The sequence below is a fragment of the Sphingobium sp. B8D3A genome (assembly GCF_025961995.1).
Classification (GTDB): Bacteria; Pseudomonadota; Alphaproteobacteria; order Sphingomonadales; family Sphingomonadaceae; genus Sphingobium.
The window spans coordinates 647,057-665,307 of the sequence record NZ_JAOQOS010000001.1 but is presented as its reverse complement, the minus strand read 5'-3'; the positions used below and the strand labels follow the sequence as shown (position 1 = coordinate 665,307).

The following is an 18,251-nucleotide window of genomic DNA, read 5'->3' as shown; positions in this document are numbered from 1 at the left end:
CACGCGGCGCCCGTCATCGGACGCACGGCCCGGCGCCGCCTCAGTAGACACTGGGAACCAACATTTTTATCTCCCTACTAAGAGGTCAGCATGGGAAAGACACGGCGCATTACTCTCACCACGCGATCGTTTGAAAAGGCTGGGGACGCAACGGCGTTCTTCACGGCTATGCTAAATCGGTACAACATCGGTGACTGCGTCAGCGCCGAAGACGCGACCGATCTGTGCGCACTACTCAGGCGTCATGATCAGTTTGAGGAAAAGGCCGGAACCGGCATTGCGGGCTTCGAAGTAAACACGCCGCCGGAAGACGTACCACAGTTTTCGAAGAGGTGCTTCTGGGTTATCAGAAGCAATGACACGAAGATCGACTTCTCGATAGGTCATTGTCTTAAACCGAGGCCATACGACTGATCCGCCGGCAGGGACGTCGAATCCTCAACTCGCCGGCGGACGTCGAACCGAGCCGGTACAGGTCTCCGCTTCTCGGTGCCGACAGACGTCACTAGAATGACCGGGTATAGGCCTAGTAACGTCCTGGGGATTTGAGCAAGGGTCAGGTCAAAGGGGGGAGCATGATCGAGCATCTTCGGGCTGCTAAGACGGCCAATTTCCACCGGTTGAAGAAACCCCTTAGCCTTGCGGCCATCAACGGCCTTTTCACGTCGATAAGGGCGTCCCACGCGGAACCTTCGCATAATTTTTTCGCATACCGGCGCGTGGAGCAAGGTCCGGCCGTCTGGTCCGCGATCTGCTTCTCCTATGAGCAAAAACCGGCATTCCTCGCCGATCACGCCGGGGCTGACGAAAGGGTGTGGGGCTTCCTGCTCCTCGTCGAACATCGCGGCCATGCGGCGATCTTCAAGTCTCGTTTCAACCTGCCCAATGCTTTCGGGACCCGCTATCTCGGCCGGGTATCGGCCGAGCGGGTGGACGCCGCCATCGCTCGACGGGACGCGATCTTCGAGAAGGTGCGGCTTCGAAACCTTTCCGTCTCGGGTTTTGCCATGCGGACGAAAAGCTATGAGGCGAACGATCTCAAAGCGGTCGTCGGCCCATCCGGAGCGAACCGCTATGCGCCGCTCGGTTACGCGCTGCGTGCGGGCCAGGACCATTACAGGACGACCCCGAGCACGGGACGCATCGCTTTGCGCTCGGAGCGGATCGGCCATCTTGAGTTGGTCGACTATGCGGTATCCGTGATCGAGGAACTGCTCGATGCGGAACCGGCCAGGAACGATTTCATTCGTACATTCGCGCGTGCGGTGAACCTCGAGGAGGCTCTTGAGACGGCAAGGCCGGTGGCGTTTGCTGTCGATGTTGCCAGCTTGGCTGGAGCCATTCACGACGCCCGGCGGATTCGCCTCGTTCGCTTCGAGGAAGGCAACTTTCTCCAGCTTTCCAACGTCGAGATCGACGGCGTTCTCGACGAACTTGGCCAAGTGCTTGAGATTGGAGATGTCGCGGGAAAGCTATGTTCGCTGTCACGTCCGGGGGCGCCGCAAGATCCAGTCGGCGCGATCGCGCTCAACAAATCCGGTATCGGGCTGCGCAAGCTGGACCTTCCTTTAGCTTCCGACGTGTCCGTCGAGCAAACCGACTATCCGCTCGGCGCCGATCCCAACCGGCTTTCGCTGCGCCGCTATATCGACAAGGAAAATGGCTATATCATTCTCTTCAGCGACCCCGCTCTCGGCTATATAGGCGGGAACTTGTTCCGCGACGGCGCGATGGCCGAGGGTGGCGACGTGCTGCTACGTCACCTCGTCACGAACGCGGACCTCGATAATGTCACCGACGAGAAGGGGACGTTCGCGCAAGGCCACACGAGTTTCGACGAGGACTCCACATTTGGCGTCATCGTAGCCAGCGTCGCCCACGGAGACGGAATTCTCGTCTGCGACGATCTCGGCGACGAGTGGGCTGACTTCATCGGTCTCGACAATGAGGCCAGCCCGCCGCGCATCAGCTTTTACCACGGCAAGCACGGGCCCCTCTCCCTCGGTGCCAGTCCCTTTCATGTGTCCGTCAGCCAAGCCCAGAAGAATCTCGAACGCATGATGCTCCCCGCCACGGCGATGGGTGGTAAGATCAACGGTTGGGGAAACAGTTACATCAGTGGAGGCGGCGTTCACACCGCTATTCCGAGGGTCATCCGAGGCGATCAGGAGTTGCTCGCCGAGGCCTTCGAGCAGGCACGAGCGGCCCCCGACGCCATACGCCGCGCGATGATCGTTACTTCCTCGCTCAGCAAGGGCGCGGTGGAGGAAGCCCTTAGCGAGATCCGGGCTGGCGGTCGCCCTGATCCCTACTTCATTCAGCTCTATCAGCTGCTGATGAGCTTCTTCTCGGCATGCACCGAAATGAACGCGTTCGGATATGTTGTGTGCCGGCCGTGATCACGAAGAAACTCCCTGAATGAGTGCCGCCAGCGCCGAAGGGGGCAACGGCAACCGGCAACTATCTTTTTGGTGAGCTGAAGCCACCTGTCGGCAACCGGCCAGCGTCGGACATTCGAGTCCAAGCCGACAAACGTCCGCTCTCGACGCAAGCCATCGAAAGTTGGCCGTGGCTGAATCGCTCAGACCTCTTCAAATGTTCGGCCTATAGCTGGCTGGTAAGTTGGTGTGTTCTCTACAAGCGCGGCGGCGCCGTTCCAGGCTCGCTGAAGCCAAATTCAAGGCAAAGATCGTGTGCACGGCGCGCGAGCGGCTCGTCGGTCTCCCACAGGCGACGGAACGAGCGAACGCAATTGGCATGGGGAATATTGTCGCCCTCCATCCGAGTAATGATGCGCTCATCCACTTCTCGCCCGTGCCCATCCGCCCGATTGGCCAGCGCATTGCCAAGCAGGCCGATCATCTGCGACCGCTCCCGATGCAGATCGTCCCGCTTATTGAGCCCGAAAAAGTCGATGATGACCTGTCCCCGGTCGCGCAACGGACCGTTATCTGCAGCCGGAATTGCCGTAGTGACGACAAAACGGAGAAGGTTTTCGGGATCCTCGTCGCGGGAGCCCAGTGGCATGCAAAGGAACGGCTCCTCAGCTAATAATGCCTCAGGTTGCGCCGGAACAGCGCCGCGTGCGCCAGCAACTGGAAAGTAGATGTGCTTGAAGGTCGAGTTGCATACTTTGCAGGAAGCCGCGTAGTTGCCCAGATTATATGCAAGCCAGTAATAGCCTGTGGCCGAGGTGTCGCCGGTCGCAAAATCGTATTTAAGATCAGCGTGACGCGCTGCATCCGGCCATGACGCTACGGTCGATTTGGGGCGGAAATGCTCCAGATCCCATTCGATCGTTCCGTAAGTGGAATTGGCAAGCTGCTTCTCGCAATAGATGCATTTGTTGTGCTGGACTGCCATGAAGGCCGGCTTCACAAGCGACCAGATGGTCTTTGCGCCTGGGGGAAATCTCCCGGCCTTGATCAGCGCCTTGGTCTCCTTCTCGGCCTTCCCCTCCCACTTGGCGTCGAGGGCAGCAACCTGAGCGGAAATTCCCGCGGGTTCGCAATCGTAGCGGATCATGCCTTGGCAGCGCCCACGCTGTGCGCCTCGTCATCGCCAGTAAGACGGTTGAGGTATTCCAGCGCCGCCTCGGATTCGCCGCTCGCCACACGCTCGAACAGCTTCTCAGCTTCACTGTGGAAGGCGGCGGGTCGGGTGCTGACCAGGCCGAAGTAGGACGATAGGAGCAGCTGTTCAGCGCTGCGTCCATAGACGAACTCGCCGAGCTGCTTGATCGTGGCGCTGCCATCCTCCGCCGTTTCCGTCACGAACACGTTCTGGCGCCGGACGGTGCTGGCAACCAGCGGGCTGTGAGAGGTCAGGACGAATTGCAGCTTGGGGAAGACGCGCGAAAGCGTCGGTACTACTTCGCGCTGCCACGCTGGATGAAGATGCAGATCAATCTCATCGACGAGCACGATCCCGGCGATGTCTTCAAGTCGGGCAGCGCCCTTGCTGACATCCGCTAGATGACCGATGAGATCCCCGACCCAGCCGACGAAAGCCTTGTAGCCGTCAGACAACGCGGTGAATGGCGTGGGCACCCCGTCAAAGTCGAAGATGTACTGGTCGTCCTCGCGATCGAATACCCCGGAAAACCGGATTTGCGGCGGCAGCACCGCGTCGATCAGAGCAACCGCGTTGTCGAACAGGCGCTGATCCCCGCGCAGGCGTTCAAGCCAGCTCGCCAGGGGGCGCAGAGCAACATGGTCTTCAAACAAGCTGGCGATCCGCTGATACCGCCGACCGCGCGAACGCCGTGCGCTGCTGTCCGAAAACTCGCCCGTTTCCACCCGCCGCGTCGCACCGTAACCAACGACAAAGAATGCAGGCGAGAAGTCGTCCGATAGCAGTTTGTCGATCGGCGAGTTGGGGGTGCTCTCAAGCGTCAGCCGGTCCCGACTTGAGTTGTCGCGCCGTTCGATGCGGGCCAGCAGCTCGAGTGTCTTACGCTTGATAAAGGGCCGTTCCCCATCCTCCGGGCGTCCGGTGACCTTGAGGAGCGACACTTCGGGGCCTTTGTCTGCCGCCGGCCGGCGGACCAACCGATAGGGGACGAAGCCCTGTTCAAGCAGAGCCGGAGCCAATACTGCAATGGCCAGTCCGCGCAACACCGACGACTTTCCGCCGCCATTATCACCCAGGATCAGGTTGATGTTTGCAAGTTCGGAGGCGTCCTCATCGTCTCGCCCTGGGAACTGCAGATCAAGCTTGGCCGTGCCAAAGCACTTGAAGTCGTAGAGCGAAAGGGTGCGGGCGTACATGATAGAATGTTAGCAGATATGCTGTGTAAATCCACGCCGGATCGCGGATGTGACGGTCATCGGGCGGTCCTACATGGCATCGGTCACATTAGGCGGTTGATATTCCGGAAGCGCGGCTCTTCGCTCCTGAACGCTGGGGTGGATCAAAGCATCCGTAGCTATAGCGCGCGGCTCTCCCATCGGCAAATAGTATCCCAGCAAGCCCAGGCGTTTTGGCCATTCGCGCCACCTGATGTTCTTCGGAAAGAATTCGATCAGCCACCAAGCGCCTTTCAATGAACGGTGAAGCATGCCGGAGGCGTCGGGGGCAACGTATTGGCGGCGCCCGCCCGCAACCGGTGTCCCGAGGGCGAGGTGGTCAAGCATGCCATGGTCGAGCTGCAGTCCATGGGCCAGCGCCTCTTGCGCAATCCAAACGAGCGGAAACTTCGAAAGACCGCTCTCGCTCTCCGCATAACCCCCACCGACATCGGCGTGCACACCAGCAAACCACACCTGCTGGCAATCCTGGGGTTCGGTTTGCGGCGGTTTGGAAAATGGGTCGATGACAAACTGGGTGTCGCCATTCCAGTGATTGAGCCGAAACATCCGGCGACGTTCGTCAATTGCCATCGCGTGGCGGAACGCGCGTACACTGGGGTTGGTTCGTGTGAACGGCAGCGTGCCCAGACTTGGGAGATAGAACCTGTCGCGGCGGGGCACGATCATCGAAGCGACCGTATCCCAAACACCCATAAAGTGGATGGTGGCACGCGCTGACCCGGTGACGCGGGCGAAATCCCACGCGATCTCGAACCGGCCTTCTTCGCCCGCACACTTGTAAGCCGTCAAAGCATAGGGTGCTAGATTGGCCTGGTCAGGATGCAGAATCCCGATTGCGTGGATCAGCCCGGCCAGCGCCCGCACTGTGTAGGCTCCGCGGCTAAAACCAAAGAAATACAAGCGGTCACCAGCTTGGTAGTGCTCTACCAAGAACCGATAGGCATCGAGGATATTGTCGTCGAGCCCGGCACCTGTAGCGAGCCCGAACACGCCTTTCGCCCGGTTCCAGCGCTGGCGCCAGGGATTTGAATCGCCAATAGTGCCGATGCCAGGATCGTAGAAGGCGCGCTGCCCCTCATCCTTCCTAACACAGCGATGGAGCTTGAGGACGTTCGTGAGATCGCCCGAAACCTGGTTGCCGGTCCCGTCGCAGCAGATGACAATGTTCTTGCTCATGTGCCCCCCGCATCAAGCCATCAGTCTTGGCCCTCGATGAATCATTCGCGGCTTCATGCTCGCACCGCTTGACCGATCACTGTAAGGCTAGCGGTATAACCGCCGTTGCGTTCTCGTGCCCCTGACATGCTGGGCTCCATAGCGCGCTCACTGCAGTGACATGACAAGCCAATTCACCGAACGGCTGGCGTACTGCTCAGCTTACATGTTCGCCGGTTTCTTGCGATGGCAATTTCGCACCAAATGGCAGGTCGATTCGGATCTCCACACGATTGTCGTTTTCGGTGCTCACGGGCCTCACCGAAATCGCCTTTGTCTTGGCCGGGACGGTTCCGTTGACCGTCATGCGCCGCGCTGCTGCGACAACCACCAGCTGCGATGGCAAAGCGAGACCGTAGCGCCTGCCTTGAGCGCCGGCACCCCTGCCCACCTTGTCCGGATTGGCGGGGGAGGCGTGGAACTTGTTCTCGATCAGAACCTGCTTTTCGACAAGGAGGTCGAGTTCGCCGCCGGCAATCTCGGTCCCCTCATCGACCTGAAGCGTAGCTCGCAGGTGCTCGACAAGCAGCTTCTGCAGCTCGGCTTCGTTTGCCAGTTCAGACGTCGTGCGTGACCCGGCGTACCAAATGTCAACGAAGCGCCACAGCGATTCCATGGTTTTGGTGAGTGCCTCACGTCCGGCTGCCATTAGGCCGCCCTTGAGGTGGCGGTTGAGTTGGCCAGCGATCGCAGACGCGAAATCAGGGTCCTCACCAAGCCAGGCGTCGGGAACTCCGAGATCCTCCGCCCGAACCCGAAGCAGGGAATGCCGTTCGCAGGTCAGGAGCTCCGCAGTGTCTGCGTCGATCAGCTCGGCCTTGATCAGCCCCTCCAGCCAGCTTGCTTCGATGGTTTGCCCGGCCTTGATGTAAGCGTCTGCATCCTTTGCCATGACCACACCGAAATGGCGCAAGAACGCAATGCGGCTCGCGAGCGCCACCACCGGCAATACTTCCCTTGCGCAAAACACATATCCGGTCCGCTTCTGCAGATCGTACGCGTCGGCCCATTTTTGCGGGTTGAATGAAAACTCTGGGAGCTTGAGCGAACCGTCAGGATAGCGGGCGAGAATACGGATCGCCCCTGCCTTGCGCCCCGGAAGGTCGACAATGATTTGCTCGGGGCCCGTGTCCTCCAGCGCTGCCATTACCGGTGACAGCTCATCAACGTCGATCCCGGCTTTGAGCAGGACGGTGGCAATGTCGGTCGCCAATGCATGAATTTCCGCGCCAAGTTCGTAGCGGGCCTGCAGGCCGTCCAGTCGCTTGACGACCTCCTTCCACTGCGCGTCGCGGTTGGCGTCAGCGCTCTCGGCACCGAGGCCCGGCGGTGTCGCAATGAATCGCCCCCGAAAGGCGAAGGCTCGGTGGAGCAGGTTGCGGTCGAGAATTCCTCGCGCGAGTGCGGCTGCCGAAACGGACGAGATGGCTAGCTTGGGGTGCGTAACCTCCCCGGCCACAATCCGGAGGAACGTGTCGTCGCCCACGTTCAGAAAAATCTCTGAAAGGTCAAACCGCCGCTCGCGGTCCCGTTCTGCGACCAGCAGCATGCGCTGCGCCATCGCTTCGGCGGCTCGCACCTTATGGTGATGATAGAGCCGGTCGTACAGAAAGGTGCGGCCGATCAGCATCTGCTCGAACGAGCCATATCCCGAAGCCGCTATACCTACCTGGTGCACGACGTTGTTTCTGGCGGCCGCGATGCGCTGGCGCATCGCTAAATCGGCGCTTTCCAGATTGCTATCGCGGATCTGCAGGATCTCGAGCTTGGACAACAGCCGCTCGGTATCGAACCCGATCTCCAATCCCGAATGGTGTGCATCGCGTTGGAGAAAGTCGAGCCGGTCGGCATCGACCTGGCCAGAGATCACGGTCGAAAGATGCGTAACCCCCGGGCCCGCAACACCGCCGATAATGCAGGCGATGATTCGCTCCTGGACGTCAGTAGCGTCCAGATTGCCGAGCCGAAATCCGCCGGAACGTAAAAGTTCGGTCACCGCCTCCGACACCACGATCATCACCGCGATGACTTCCGAGGCAGCCGGGCGGCTGTTCAGACTGTAGCGGGCAGTGAGTAGCGAACTGGCAGAACGGAGCTCGCGGCGCCATTCGCCGCCATCCTCCGATGCAGTCGCGAGCGGTGATGTGACTTCGAGCACCGGCTCAAGCGCGTGGCTGAAGGGGCCATGGCCAAGGTCATGGAACATGGCCGCGAGGCGGAGCGTGGCGCGCTCATCCTCGTCGACGCCGGGGATCATTTCTCCGCTCTGGTCCCGCTTAAACTCGGCGTTGCGCCGGGCAACCTGCCGCTCAAGCGAATCTGCCATCCTGTCGACGGCGCCGACAACGCCGACGATATGTTCGAGGCGATCATGCGCCGCGCCGGGAAAAACCAGCTGAGCCAGGCCGAGCTGTCTCACCCCGCGCATACGCTGCAACAGTCGCGAATCCAGCAATGCGACTTCGCGGGGCTGGAGTTCGATCGTGCCCCAGATAGGATCGTTCAGCTGCTTGGGACGAAATCGTTGGGGCGCTTCATCCAAACTGGTGCGCAGATTGCCGAGCCAATCTGCGCACAGCGCATCGATCTGGCTTGCCAAAGTCGGCACCGCGTCGCGCAGTGCGCTTCGGATCGGCGTCTCCGCCAAGATCAGGCTGCAGCCAGCGACTCATCGACCGGGGTGCGCGCTCGTACCACGGCATTGCGCAAGCGTTCGCCGATGGCAGCGGCGTCCGCTGTCGAGAGACCGTAGGACAAGACCGTTTGCCGCGCCTCTTCCCGATCAAACGTAACAATCGTCGACAGATAGGTCGGGTTTGGCTCGCTGGTCAGCATCGCCTCTTGCGCCGCCAACAGAATGTCAGGCAGCTCAAGGCACCGTAGCCCGACACCTGTAACCGAGAACGTCAGGCCCTCGGTCAACGCCGCAGGCAGCTGGTCTAGTTCCTCGTTCAGCGCGCGATCAAGAATGCCATGGGAGGTCGGCATCCGCTCATTTCCGGCGCCTAATTTCCAGATAGCAGTCAGGAGTTCTGCGCGTTCATAGCGGTTGGCCATAGCTCCTCCTTCTGGCATATCTCGCAACATGGGGTTAACACCAAGTCGGAACGGGCTCAACCCCAACTCGGTTCCTTTTGCCGCATTTTGATTGTCCATGAACTTTACACACGCCCAAATTCTTGAGCTGACTGGAATGACGCAGGAACGCCTGCGCCATTGGCGGCGTGAGATTCCAGGTCTCGACGCGAGAGCTTCGCGCACTGGAATCGTAACGTTTGAAGAAGTCGCACTGCTTGCTGTCCTTAGCCGTGCTGCCGACGAGCTCGGAATTTCGTTGTCCTTGATCGCGGCAAATTATGATGATCTTCTTATCACGTTTCAGGAAAATCAGTCGATCGGCGAGGAAGGCGTCGTACTATGGCTGAGCGTAGACGCCGCCGTCGTGTCTCGGACCGAAATTCTGCCCGAATTTGAAGTTGCCGCTATGGTCAAGCTCGCACCGATTCTCAAGCGCCTCTACGACAAAGTATATCAGTCTGGAGCCAGGCAGCTGTCGCTCTCGCTAGATCTGACTGATAGAGGCGTCAAAGAGTAAGTCGGTTTGGGGGCCAGCTCGCCACTCGACGCGTACGAGCTGTCACCATTGCTGATCGAAGAGATATGCCGGGTTGCCCGCTAATCGACTTGCCGGGACGGGCAACTGACAGCCCATCTCCGGTCGCGCTTGGGCGGCCAGTCGGGGAAGCACCGGACGTCGGCTATTGGCGAGAGCTGCCGTTCGAACTACCGCTCTGGAACGGCAGGAAAGTCCCGAGGCTGTGTAAAAACGTCGGAATCTGCTATGGTTCTCTGGCGTTTCGGGAGGCTTTGGGATGGGCCGTTTCGTTCAGGGGGAAGACCGTCGGCAGGACTATCTGCTGCCAGCATCGCTCGATGATTATGTGTCGGCAGACAACCCCGTTCGGGCCGTCGACGCCTTTATCGATGCGCTGGATCTGAAGGCGCTGGAGTTCGCGGGCATGACGCCGGCTGAGACCGGTCGCCCGGCCTATCATCCAGCGACGATGCTCAAGATCTACCTTTACGGCTATCTGAACCGGGTCCAGTCGAGCCGGCGGCTCGAGCGGGAAGCGCAGCGCAACGTCGAGTTGATATGGCTGACAGGGCGATTAGCGCCCGACTTCAAAACGATCGCCAACTTCCGCCAGGCGAATGGCGCTGCGATCCAGTCTGTGTGCAGCCAGTTCATCGTTTTGTGCCGACAATTGGGGCTGTTTACGCGGGCGGTTGTCGCGATCGACGGCAGCAAGATGAAGGCGGTCAATAACCGCGACAAGAATTACACCGCCGCAAAGGTCGCCTCGCGGATGAAGCAGGTGCAGGACAATATCGATCGGTATCTCGACGCGCTTGATCGTGCCGATCGCGAGGAGAGCGACTTTGCCGAGCCGAAGGCGAAGCGATTAATGGAGAAGATCGCCCGGCTGCGTGCGCAAATGCGCGATCTCGCAGCGCGTGAAGATGAAGTTCGCAAGGCGCCGGACCAGCAAGTATCGCTGACCGATCCGGACGCCCGCGCCATGGCGAGTGCGGGGCGCGGCACGAGCATCGTCGGCTACAATCTCCAGGCAGCCGTCGATGCCGAGCATCACCTCATTGTCGCGCACGAGCTTTTGAATATTGGATATGACCGCGGGCAACTCTCCCCCATGGCGGCGAAAGCCAAGGACGCCATGGGGGTCGAGGCTTTGGATGCCATTGCCGACAAGGGCTATTTCAAGGGCGAGGACATCCGGACCTGCGAGGGAATGGGCGTTACCGCCTTTGTGCCCCGGCCGTTGACATCAGGGGCGAAGGCGCAAGGTCGCTTCGGCAAACAGGACTTCGTCTATCGGGAGCAGGAAAACGTCTATCAATGCCCCGCTGGCGAAGATCTGATCTATCGTTACACCTCGGTCGAAGCCGGCATGACGCTCCATAGCTACTGGAGTTCGAACTGCCAGACATGCGCACTTCATGACCAGTGCACGACCGGCAAGGAGCGCCGGGTTAGAAGATGGGAACATGAGGAGGTCGTCGAGGCGATGGAGCGGCGCCTTGATCGTGCGCCAGAGGCCATGCGGATTCGCCGACAGACTGTCGAGCATCCGTTCGGGACGCTGAAAGCCTGGATGGGGTCGACGCACTTTCAGATGAAAACACTCAGGCACGTGAGAACGGAGGCCAGTCTCCACATCCTGGCCTATAACTTCAAAAGGCTGGTCGCTATCCTCGGCGTCCGGTCGCTCATCGCAGCAATCCAGACCTGATCGTCAACGCTCAACCTTCAGCGCGCTGCTCCGAAACTACCGACCAGCTCCTGTGAAGCCGTTTTTACACGGCCTGTCCCACTTCCGGCAGCTCGCCACCGCGCGCTGGCTTGATGAACAAACGTAAGGCTTTAGGCACCCGCTCCAGGCGTTCGAATGTCTGCAATGCCGGCGGTAGGTGCCGACCAACTCAAGCCATCTCCATGACCGCGGGCGAACGACGGATTTTTCAGAAACCCGCCGTTCGCCATCATTTGGCTCACTTATCCAAACTTGCTCGCCAGCGCTGCCAAGCCATCTTCATAGATGCCTTTGAACAAGCTTACGACCTCGTCTTCCGTGACCCCGACCGGGTCAAACTGCCCGAACCACTCGACACGTGCGGCGCGCCCGTCTTCGATGTCCAGGACGCGCAAGGTTGCCAGATAATTCGCCTGCGGAAATGGCGCCTGCAGGATGTGATAGCTGTAGCTGCGCGCCTCCTCGTCGAAGACCATGAGGCGTTCCACGATTTCCTCGCCATCCAGATTGCGGATCCTGCGGACGCGACCGCCTTCTTCAAGCTGTGACGAAGGGATGTAGGGCAGCCAATCGGGAAGTGCGTTGAAACCACCGATGAGTTGCCAGACCTCCGCCGCGCTGCGGGCGATGTCGATGCTTGCGTATGCCTTTGCCATGATAAGTTACCTTTCAACGTTGGTTGTGGTGTGGATCGAAGGTCAAAAGACCTCGGCGGTACGGCGCTGACCCAAGAGGGTCAGACCGAATAGGATGAGGCCGGCGAAGGTCAGGCCGAAGCCCGCCCAAACTGCCGACAGGAGGCCGAAGCCGGCGCCAATGCTCAGGCCCCCGCTCCAGGCGCCCAGCGCGTTGGCAGCGTTCAGAGACGCGAGGTTCATGGCGCCTGCCAAGCTGGGAGCTTCGGGTGCAAACTGCGTCAGGCGGACCTGGATTGTCGGGATCGCCATCATCATTGCCGCGCCGACGCCAAACAGGCCCGGGAAGAGCAGGCGAGGATCGGCGCCATGGGTGGCAAGAACAGCCATCACGACCAGCGCACTGCCATAGCCCAAAACGATCCCGCGCGCTGGATAGCGGTCTGCAATTCGACCGCCGAGCAGGTTGCCGGCCGTCATGCCGACGCCAAAGACGCCGAGAGCGAGAGGAATGACGGCGGCGGGCAAGCGCGCAGCATCGGTGACGATCGGACCGATGAAGGTATAGACCGCAAATATGCTGCCGACGCCAACTGCAGCAACCAGCATCACGCCCCAGACCGCAGGCTTGCGCAGCGCCGACAGTTCCTGAACCACCGGTACCCCATCAAGGGCCGCGCTCTTGGGCACCCAGTTCCAGATCGCGGCAATTGCAAGGCCGGCGAGGAGAGCGACGGCACCATAGGTCTCGCGCCATCCCAGCGTCTGTCCCATGAACGTAGCGAGCGGTGAGCCGACAATCGTGGCGACCGTGAGGCCGGTCATGACTATGGCAAAAGCGCGGCCCGCCCGGCCCGGTCCTGTTACATGGGCGGCTACTACCGCCCCAGCTCCAAAGTAGGCGCCCTGCGGCAAGCCGCTGATGAATCTCGCCGCTATCAGGGCGCCGAGGCTATCCGCTACGGCGGAGGCCAGATTGCCGGCAAGGAACAGCACCATCAGCCACAGCAACAGCTTGCGCCGATTAAGCCGCGCCGCCGCCAGCGTGACCAGCGGCGCGCCGATCACTACGCCGAAAGCATAGGCGGTGATGGCGCTGGTGGCTTGCGGGATGCTCAGTCCAAGGTCCTTGGCAAAGAGCTGGATGATCCCCATGCTGGCGAATTCCGACGTGCCGATCACGAAACTGCCCAGCGCCAGCGCCATAAGCGTCATGGTGCCGCCGTGCTCGGCGCTTTCGTCGCGGTTTTCTTTGGATCGGACGACCGGGCGTGCGCCTGGCAGGCACAACTCTCCCGTCGCCAGCAATGCTGACGTGTTCATGATGATCTCCTGCGCGTTGAGCTGGCCTCAGACGGCCAATGGCGGGAAGTCGGTGTAACCTTCCGCTCCGCCGCCATAGTATGCAGCAAGCGGGGCTTCGATGAGCGAAGCGTTCCGGCGCAGACGTCCGACCAGATCGGGATTGCCGATGAATGCCCGGCCAAAGGAAATCATGTCCGCATGACCCGATGCGATCGCGTCAATGGCCAGTTCCCGGTCATAGCCGTTGTTGGCGATGTATGCGCCGCCAAAGGCCGCATGCAGCGCCTTGAAATCGAGCGCAGACGCGGCATTGGCTTCACGCAACTGTCCTTCCACGGCGTGCAGATAGGCAAGGCCTCACCCGCCCAGCTGCTGCGCAAAGTAGCCATAGGTCGCTTGCGGATCGCTATCGAGCGGCGTTTCGCCAATCGCGGTGGACAGCGGCGAAATGCGCACGCCCACCCGATCCGCGCCCCAGATATCGGCAACAGCCTTTACCACCTCGATGGGAAAGCGCGCACGGTTTTCGACCGAGCCGCCGTAAAAGTCGGTGCGGCGGTTCGTGCTGTCGCGCAGGAACTGATCGAGAAGGTAACCATTGGCGGCGTGGACCTCGACCCCGTCGAACCCAGCCTTCTTGGCTAGGCGGGCAGCGTTACGATAGTCTTCGACCAGCCCCGGAATTTCATCCGTCTCCAGCGCGCGCGGCATGGAGGGTACATCATCGCCAGCTAGCGTATAGACCCGGCCCCCGGCCCGAATGGCCGTTGGTGCCACCGGTGGCACCCCGTTTTCCTGAAGGCTGAAGTGTGAGACGCGGCCGACATGCCAGAGCTGGACCACGATCTTACCGCCCGCTTCGTGAACCGCGTCGGTCACCGCGCGCCATGCCTTGGCATGGGCATCGGTGTAGATACCGGGGGTGTAGGCATAGCCCCGGCCCTGCCGCGAGATATTGGTCGCTTCGGTGATGATCAAACCGGCGGACGCACGCTGACGATAATAGTCAATAGCCAGCGGGCTGTGCACACCATCCATCCCCGCGCGTGAACGGGTGAGTGGCGCCATCACAATGCGGTTGGCAACATCAATCGCGCCAATCGTCGTCGGCGTGAAGAGATCGGCAGCAAGCGTGTCAGACATGTCGCGTTCCTTTTCGTCTTGAACCCTGGTGCCGGTGAGTCCGAAGAGCCCGGCAACCCGTCGCCGATGGAAATCGCACAATGCCGCTCGCCTGATTAGACAGCGGCTTTTCACTGCATTTGATAGCCAGGTTCACAGATGAAGCGACATGAGCCGAGAAGCCCGTTAAACCGGCCGCAGTTCGAGGAAAACAGATCACAGGTGGCTCATGGATAATCGCGCAGGCGAGATGATGGTGTTCGTCCGGGTCGTCGAGGCAGGCAGTTTTTCCGAGGCGGCCCGCCTGATGCTGATGACGCCTTCTACCGTATCGAAGCTCATCGCCCGGCTGGAGGCGCGCCTCGGCGTGCGGCTGATCGAACGCTCCACGCGGCGTCTTGCGCTGACCGGGGAAGGCCAGTTCTATTATGAGCGCAGCCAGAACCTGCTGGGGCAGCTCGACGAGACCGAGCAACAGATCGCGCAAGGCGGCGCGGAAGCAGAAGGGATTGTGCGCGTCACGTCGTCCGTGACGTTCGGGACGGCAGCGCTTGAGCCGATTCTGCCGGCCTTCTTCGAGGCCTATCCAAGGGTGATCGTCGATCTTTCCCTGTCGGACGAGTTGGCCGATCTTTATATGGAGCGCACCGATATAGCGATCCGCGTCGGCAAACTCGCGGATTCCAACCTGATGGCCCGCAAGATCGGCGAGACCCGGCGCCGTATCGTCGCATCGCCGGCCTATCTTGCCCGCCACGGCACACCGCGCAGTCCCGAGGATCTGGTCCATCACAATTGCCTGGGCTTCAATTTCCGCCGGGCGATGCCGGTCTGGCCAATGCGGGAGGGCGGGCGGATTGTCGAGCGGATGCTCAGCGGTTCGCTCTTGGCCAACAATGGCGAAACGCTCCGCCGCATGGCGCTGGAGGGGGTCGGCATCATCCGCGTGGCCGACTATCACCTGCTTGACCAGATTGCGCGGGGAGAACTGGTGGAGTTGCTGGTCGACAGCGACCTGGGCGAGGCGGATGACATCCACGCCCTGTTCAAGGGATCGCAGTTTCTGCCCGCACGGGTCCGGGCCTTCCTGGACTTCACGGTGCCTCGAATGCAGGCATTCCTCGAGCAGAAATAGAACACGGCCGATCCGCCGCAATGGTGGACCGGCCTCGTCTGTTCAGGTCTGTCAGTGCCCAAGCACTTCCATGCGCATGACCTCTACGCCGCCTTGAGCGAGTTCGGGGAGTCTTGCGAACCAAGCCTGCACGTAAGGCATGGCGTTGTGCGCCTCGAAATCCTCGCGCGAGGCGAAGACTTCGTAGAAGACGAAGTGCCCCGGCTCGGCGCGATCTTCCTGCAGGAAATAGACAAGGTTCTTGGGGTCGCTGCGGACAAGAGGCACCAATGGCAGCGTAGCCTCGCGCAGTTCGGCTTCCTTGCCCGGTTTTGCGCGAACCTCGGCGACGATGGACCATGCGCCCTTGGGAATTTGGGCGTAGCGGATACCCTCCTTGGGCGCCGCGCTTTCCTGCGCGACCGCGGGGGCAGGCATGGCCGCCAACATCAGGGCTGACAGGCCGATCATCTTGAACGAAAGAGGCATGGTAGTTTCCTTTCGATGGTGATGGACGGTGTTGGGGATCACAGTCCGGCGCGCGCGCGCTGGCGTCCGGCAAGGGCGTTGGCGAAGCGCTGCTTCACCGGGCCAAGCGCTTTCACAAACTCAAGCTGCTCGCCTTCCGGGCCCTTGCAGTAGATCAGTTCCCAGCCATCGGAGGGCGCGACGGTCACCTTGTTGGTGTTTGTATTCTGCGGCGCGGCGCGGCGATCGGCTTCGCTACGCAGGCGGATGGTGCGGTTGGCGCGCACCTGCGTCATGCCGCGCCGGGCGGACTCGGCTTCGAGATCGGTGATGAACTTGTTGAAGTCGACATCGTCTCGCACGTAGAAGCAGATGTGCATCATGCGCGGGAAGGCCGGGCTCATGTTCTCCAGCGGCGGGGCAAAGCTGTTCGGGCCGCCCATCGGTTCGCTGGCGTTGCGATACTGCAGCAGTTCGATCACGACATTGTCGAACTGGATGAAGCGCACGTCCAGTCGCTGATCGCCGTCCCGCAGGTTCGGCACGCCGATCGTTGCGGGGCTGACGTGCAGGTCGTTGGCGCGGATCTCCTGATCGGCCAGCAGCGTATTCTGCACCGGATCGCCCTGAAAGTCGCCATGGCGGAACACTTCGGTGCCGCCGAGCACCTCGGTATAGAACTCGAAAGCGCGCTCCATGTTCTGGACCGTCAGCCCGAAATGCTGGACACCCTGAAGCCGGGCGCCGAGCGGCGCGGCGTTGCGAGCGGCGGGAGAAAGGGCGGCGCCCGTTGCAGCGGACGCGGACGCGGGCGTGGCCGCGCCTGCTACACCCGCCACAAGTGCGGCGCTGGTGGCGCGCAGCACGTCACGGCGGCCAAGGGTTACGGCATCGCTGGTCTTTACATCGGTCATGGTGGTTCTCCTTTCATGGGGATTTGCGCCGATCGAGCGGGCGCGGGGTGCCAGCCGGTCAAAGCGTTGCCTTGACCGGAGAGTGGGTGGGAAGGGTCGTTTCGATCAGTCGTTAACGGGGAGCGGAGCCGCCGGATTGACCAGCCCTTCGTCACGCAGCGCGCGCCAGAAGTCGGCAGGCACAACCTCCTTGAGGGCTGCGCTATCCTCTGCGATGCGGCCAGGCCGGCTGGCACCCGGGATGACGGCGGCGACAGCGGGGTTGGCGAGCGCAAACTGGAGGCCAGCGGCTTTCATGCTGATGCCGTGACGATCAGCCAGCGCCTTGATGCGAGCGACTTTGTCCAGAATCGAGGGCGTCGCAGGCGCATATTCGAAATTGGGTCCACCCACGAGCGCACCGGAGCTGTAAGGACCGCCTACGACAATCCCAAGGCCACGCTCCGCCACCTTCGGCATCACGCGCTGGAGCGCCCGGTCATGATCGAGCAGCGTGTAGCGGCCCGCAAGCAGGAAGCCGTCAGGGCGCGGACCTTCGAGATCGAGCAGCAGTTCGATCGGCTCGACCCGGTTGACGCCGAGACCCCAGCCCTTGATCACGCCTTCATCGCGCATCCGGTCGAGGGCCTTGAACGCCCCCCGACGCGCCTGCTCGAACATGGCGAGCCATTCGTCGCCATAGAAATCCTGTGCGATGTCGTGGACCCAGGCGATGTCGATGTGATCGATCTTGAGGCGCTTGAGGCTGTCCTTGATCGACCGATAGGTGGCGTCTTCCGAATAGTCGTTCACGATCTTGTTCGGGCGGCCATATTTGAACACGTCGCCCTTTTCGCCCAGATCGCGGGCACTGACATCTTCGACTTCGTCCAGTATGACCCGGCCGACCTTAGTGCTGATGACGAACGCATCGCGCGGCTTGTCGGCAAGGGCCGCGCCCATCCGGATTTCCGCGAGCCCTGCGCCGTAGAAGGGCGCGTTGTCATAATAGCGAATCCCGTCATTCCACGCCGCCTCGACGGTCGCCATCGCCTCCTCTTCGGGAATGTCGCGAAACATGTTGCCGAGCGGCGCTGCGCCGAAGCCGATCTGGCTTGGAAGAATGTCCTTGAGTGCCATTGTTGTAACCTTTCAGTTCTGTTCCGAACCCCGTGTTCGGCGTTGAAGAAAGGAATATGTTCTTGGCGCGGTGCCGAGTAGCCGGGCAGAGATCGCAGCACTTTGGAAGGGACTTCACAGATCGCCAAGGGTCAACAGGGAGGCATGGGTAAACGGGCTCGACCGGTCAGATTGAGCAGGACTTTGCCCCCCGGACTGGCGCCACGAAGTAATAGGGC

The 18,251-nt window shown here is 61.1% G+C and carries 15 protein-coding genes and 1 pseudogene; 5 read left to right on the top strand and 11 right to left on the bottom strand.

Translation table 11 applies throughout. From position 1 onward, the window contains the following. The first annotated feature begins 90 nt into the window (after nucleotides 1-90). Both M2342_RS03095 and M2342_RS03090 read left to right on the top strand, forming a co-directional pair. Nucleotides 91-414, top strand: a complete 324-nt coding sequence (locus tag M2342_RS03095) for a DCL family protein (protein WP_264577996.1) — start codon at nucleotides 91-93, stop codon at nucleotides 412-414. A 161-nt stretch (nucleotides 415-575) separates the two neighbouring features. Further along, nucleotides 576-2,399: a hypothetical protein gene (locus M2342_RS03090; RefSeq protein ID WP_264577995.1), complete on the top strand. Its 1,824-nt coding sequence runs from the start codon at nucleotides 576-578 to the stop codon at nucleotides 2,397-2,399. Between the two features lie 235 nt (nucleotides 2,400-2,634). On the opposite strand, the gene M2342_RS03085 is transcribed toward M2342_RS03090, so the two are convergent. The 5 genes from M2342_RS03085 to M2342_RS03065 all read right to left on the bottom strand — a co-directional run bounded on the left by M2342_RS03085 (nucleotide 2,635) and on the right by M2342_RS03065 (nucleotide 9,083). Further along, nucleotides 2,635-3,525 (bottom strand): hypothetical protein, encoded by an 891-nt coding sequence (locus M2342_RS03085; protein ID WP_264577994.1) that lies wholly within the window; start codon nucleotides 3,523-3,525, stop codon nucleotides 2,635-2,637. Further along, a complete protein-coding gene (locus M2342_RS03080) occupies nucleotides 3,522-4,769 on the bottom strand; it encodes an AAA family ATPase (RefSeq protein WP_264577993.1) in 1,248 nt (415 codons plus the stop codon). The genes M2342_RS03085 and M2342_RS03080 overlap by 4 nt, the downstream gene beginning before the upstream one ends. A gap of 69 nt (nucleotides 4,770-4,838) precedes the next feature. After that, on the bottom strand, nucleotides 4,839-5,987 hold the full coding sequence (locus tag M2342_RS03075) for a DUF2235 domain-containing protein (RefSeq protein ID WP_264577992.1): 1,149 nt from the start codon (nucleotides 5,985-5,987) through the stop codon (nucleotides 4,839-4,841). Nucleotides 5,988-6,183: 196 nt separating this feature from the next. After that, nucleotides 6,184-8,673, bottom strand: a complete 2,490-nt coding sequence (locus M2342_RS03070) for an HD domain-containing protein (RefSeq protein ID WP_264577991.1) — start codon at nucleotides 8,671-8,673, stop codon at nucleotides 6,184-6,186. 2 nt (nucleotides 8,674-8,675) lie between these two features. Further along, nucleotides 8,676-9,083, bottom strand: coding sequence for a hypothetical protein (locus M2342_RS03065; RefSeq protein ID WP_264577990.1), 408 nt, complete (start codon nucleotides 9,081-9,083; stop codon nucleotides 8,676-8,678). A 97-nt stretch (nucleotides 9,084-9,180) separates the two neighbouring features. Between M2342_RS03065 and M2342_RS03060 the strand changes: the two genes are divergently transcribed. Then, nucleotides 9,181-9,621 (top strand): hypothetical protein, encoded by a 441-nt coding sequence (locus tag M2342_RS03060; protein ID WP_264577989.1) that lies wholly within the window; start codon nucleotides 9,181-9,183, stop codon nucleotides 9,619-9,621. 277 nt (nucleotides 9,622-9,898) lie between these two features. Beyond that, the gene (locus M2342_RS03055) at nucleotides 9,899-11,335 is read left to right on the top strand and encodes an IS1182 family transposase (protein ID WP_264577979.1); all 1,437 of its coding nucleotides are present in this window, start codon (nucleotides 9,899-9,901) and stop codon (nucleotides 11,333-11,335) included. A 263-nt stretch (nucleotides 11,336-11,598) separates the two neighbouring features. On the opposite strand, the gene M2342_RS03050 is transcribed toward M2342_RS03055, so the two are convergent. The 3 genes and pseudogenes from M2342_RS03050 to M2342_RS03040 form a co-directional block, all read right to left on the bottom strand. Next, on the bottom strand, nucleotides 11,599-12,012 hold the full coding sequence (locus tag M2342_RS03050; protein ID WP_264577988.1) for an SRPBCC family protein: 414 nt from the start codon (nucleotides 12,010-12,012) through the stop codon (nucleotides 11,599-11,601). Nucleotides 12,013-12,054: 42 nt separating this feature from the next. Continuing rightward, complete coding sequence (locus tag M2342_RS03045; protein ID WP_264577987.1) at nucleotides 12,055-13,314, bottom strand: MFS transporter; 1,260 nt, start codon at nucleotides 13,312-13,314, stop codon at nucleotides 12,055-12,057. A gap of 27 nt (nucleotides 13,315-13,341) precedes the next feature. Beyond that, nucleotides 13,342-14,439 (bottom strand): annotated as a pseudogene (locus M2342_RS03040) (alkene reductase). Nucleotides 14,440-14,647: 208 nt separating this feature from the next. Between M2342_RS03040 and M2342_RS03035 the strand changes: the two are divergent. Further along, on the top strand, nucleotides 14,648-15,553 hold the full coding sequence (locus M2342_RS03035; protein ID WP_264577986.1) for a LysR family transcriptional regulator: 906 nt from the start codon (nucleotides 14,648-14,650) through the stop codon (nucleotides 15,551-15,553). A 51-nt stretch (nucleotides 15,554-15,604) separates the two neighbouring features. On the opposite strand, the gene M2342_RS03030 is transcribed toward M2342_RS03035, so the two are convergent. The 3 genes from M2342_RS03030 to M2342_RS03020 all read right to left on the bottom strand — a co-directional run bounded on the left by M2342_RS03030 (nucleotide 15,605) and on the right by M2342_RS03020 (nucleotide 18,033). Further along, entirely contained in the window at nucleotides 15,605-16,021 is a 417-nt protein-coding gene (locus M2342_RS03030) for a putative quinol monooxygenase (RefSeq protein WP_264577985.1), read from the bottom strand. A gap of 38 nt (nucleotides 16,022-16,059) precedes the next feature. After that, complete coding sequence (locus tag M2342_RS03025) at nucleotides 16,060-16,914, bottom strand: VOC family protein (protein WP_264577984.1); 855 nt, start codon at nucleotides 16,912-16,914, stop codon at nucleotides 16,060-16,062. 105 nt (nucleotides 16,915-17,019) lie between these two features. Next, complete coding sequence (locus M2342_RS03020; protein WP_264577983.1) at nucleotides 17,020-18,033, bottom strand: aldo/keto reductase; 1,014 nt, start codon at nucleotides 18,031-18,033, stop codon at nucleotides 17,020-17,022. Between the last annotated feature and the right edge of the window lie 218 nt (nucleotides 18,034-18,251).